The organism is Streptomyces pyxinicus, from assembly GCF_024753135.1.
GTDB classification, from domain to species: Bacteria; Actinomycetota; Actinomycetes; order Streptomycetales; family Streptomycetaceae; genus Streptomyces; species Streptomyces pyxinicus.
Genome location: NZ_JANUGP010000063.1, coordinates 1 through 2,422 on the forward strand (window position 1 = coordinate 1; position 2,422 = coordinate 2,422).

General features: G+C 70.8%; 4 protein-coding genes. 2 read left to right on the forward strand and 2 right to left on the reverse strand.

Features of this window, described 5'->3' with window-relative positions:
* Positions 1-427 (forward strand): oligopeptide/dipeptide ABC transporter ATP-binding protein (locus NX794_RS35710; RefSeq protein ID WP_258783876.1); only part of this gene is annotated, 427 nt, incomplete at its 5' end.
* Positions 428-570: 143 nt separating this feature from the next.
* Here the strand turns inward: NX794_RS35710 and NX794_RS35715 are convergent.
* A complete protein-coding gene (locus NX794_RS35715; protein WP_258783877.1) occupies positions 571-750 on the reverse strand; it encodes a hypothetical protein in 180 nt (59 codons plus the stop codon).
* 373 nt (positions 751-1,123) lie between these two features.
* Here NX794_RS35715 and NX794_RS35720 point away from each other — a divergent pair, with 373 nt between their 5' ends.
* Positions 1,124-1,864 (forward strand): class I SAM-dependent methyltransferase, encoded by a 741-nt coding sequence (locus NX794_RS35720; protein WP_258783878.1) that lies wholly within the window; start codon positions 1,124-1,126, stop codon positions 1,862-1,864.
* Positions 1,865-1,944: 80 nt separating this feature from the next.
* Here the strand turns inward: NX794_RS35720 and NX794_RS35725 are convergent.
* Positions 1,945-2,422, reverse strand: a 478-nt coding sequence (locus NX794_RS35725) for an oligopeptide/dipeptide ABC transporter ATP-binding protein (RefSeq protein ID WP_346434230.1), incomplete at its 5' end; no start/stop codon positions are given.

Sequence of the window (2,422 nt, forward strand, 5' to 3'; positions counted from 1 at the left end):
GGAACTCGGCATCGCGTTCGTGTTCATCGCCCACGACCTCGCGATCGTGCGGCACTTCTCGCACCGCGTCGCGGTGATGTACCTCGGCAAGATCGTCGAGATCGCCGACCGCGACGACCTCTACGGCAACCCCCGCCACCCGTACACCCGGGCCCTGCTGTCCGCCGTGCCCGAGGCGACGGTGGACGAGGAGCCGCGCGAGCGCATCCGGCTGGTCGGCGACGTGCCGTCCCCGATCAACCCGCCCTCGGGCTGCCGCTTCCGCACCCGCTGCTGGAAGGCGACGGACAAGTGCGCGTCCGAGGCCCCGCCGCTGGTCCAGGTCGAGGGCAACAAGCCCGGCCACCTCACGGCGTGCCACTATCCTGAGACGCAGGAGACGATTCCCGCCCCCCGTCTCTCCAAGGACCCCGAGGCGGCGGCCTGACACACCCCTTTCGTCAGCCGCCCCCTCGCGGAACGGACCTTCTCGGCCCATTGACCCGAGCTCGGGGAACGTCCGCTCCAGGGGATGCAGGGCCCGCACATCCAAGGGTGTGCGGGCCCTCTCCGTTCAAGAGGACCCGTGCGTCACAGCACCCTGAGATCTCCCTCAAGTCGCTGGCCGGCGCGGTCACTTTCCGCGATGATCTGATTGCAATACGAAATCGGGGAAGGGCTCGCACAAGGATGGGTGGCGTCCGTGAAACTCTTCAGGCAGACGACCGCCACCATGGCGACCGGCGTCAGCGCCATCGCCTTCGCGTTCACTCTGCTCGGTCCCGCATCACCGGCTCAGGCCGGCGTGGCGTTCAGGGTCCAGAGCGCGGTGAACGGCAAGTGCATGCAGTGGAACGGCTTCAACAGGGCCGTCACGTTGACCACTTGCAAGCACACGTGGGTACAGATCTGGTCTCCCGAAGGCACTCAGCTCGCCTCCGACGCGAACCAGTACGGAGCCTGGTGCCACCACCTAGCGAGTCGTCTCATCGTAGGGACCCGCACTAACGGTTCGGCCTGCTCAGCGGCGGGCCGAACCTGACGACGCGAACCCGAACAGGGCTGATCGCGGGTCGAGTTGTGAGTGCCATGAGGATCACCGGAAACTGACACACCGTTCAGGAACGTGTGACACACTGCCGCGGTGGTAGATCACTCGTTCGCCGATCTCTCGCTCGCCGCGCTGTACGACGACCTCAACCCTTGGGGACCGGGCGACCGCTTCTACCTCGGGCTGGTGCGGGAGGCCCGGTCGGTGCTGGATGTCGGCTGCGGTACCGGGCAGTTGCTGTGCCGGGCCCGGGCCGAGGGGCACTCGGGCCGGCTGCTGGGGCTCGACCCGGCCGCCGCCATGCTCGTCCAGGCGCGGCGCAGACGTCCCGATGTCGAGTGGGTGCTCGGGGACACGCGGGTGCGGCGCTGGGGCGGCGAGTTCGACCTCGCCGTGATGACCGGGCACGCCTTCCAGGAACTGGTGGCCGACGAGGCGATCCGGGGGTGCCTCGCGGCGGTCCGGGCGGCCCTCGGGGACGGCGGCCGGTTCGTGTTCGAGACCCGCAACCCGGCGGCCCGCGCCTGGGAGCGGTGGACGCCGGAGCGGGTGCGCGAGGTCACCGCCGCGGACGGGACGACCGTCCGGATGTGGCACGAGGTGCGGGGGGACGGCCCGCGCCACGGCCGGGTGCGCTTCACCGAGACCTACGACGCCGACGGCTGGCCCGCGCCCCGGGTCAGCCACAGCGTGCTGCGCTTCCTGGACCCCGGGGAACTGGAACGTTTCCTGGCCGAGGCCGGCCTGACAGTGGCCGAGCAGTACGGCGACTGGGCACGCGGCCCGCTCACCGCGGCCTCCCCGGAGATCATCACCGTGGCGCGGAGGGCTTAGGCGGCACCGGCCGGTCACCGCGAGAACCCCGGGTGCTGGGCACCCGGGGTTCTCGCGGAGCGGCTTCCAGCAGCCTCTGGTTACGCCTCGCTCGCCTCCGGGCCCGGCGAGCCCTCCTCCAGGGCCGCCAGCGCCGGGTCCAGGATGATGTCCTCGTCCCGGGCCTCGGTGGTGGGGTCCTCCGGGAAGTGGCAGGCCGTCAGGTGGTCCGTCCGGTTGCCGGAGAGCTGGACCAGCGGCGGTTCCTCCGCGGCGCACTTGTCCTGGGCCTTCCAGCAGCGGGTGCGGAAGCGGCAGCCGGAGGGCGGGGAGATGGGCGAGGGGACGTCGCCGGCCAGCCGGATCCGCTCGCGGGCCGGCGCCCCGTCGCCGTCCAGGCTGACCTCGGGCACGGCCGACAGCAGGGCGTGCGTATAGGGGTGCCGGGGGCGGGTGTAGATGGAGTCGCGGTCGCCGACCTCGATGATCTTGCCGAGGTACATCACCGCCACGCGCTGCGAGAAGTGCCGTACCACCGCGAGGTCGTGGGCGATGAAGAGGAAGGCGATGCCGAGTTCG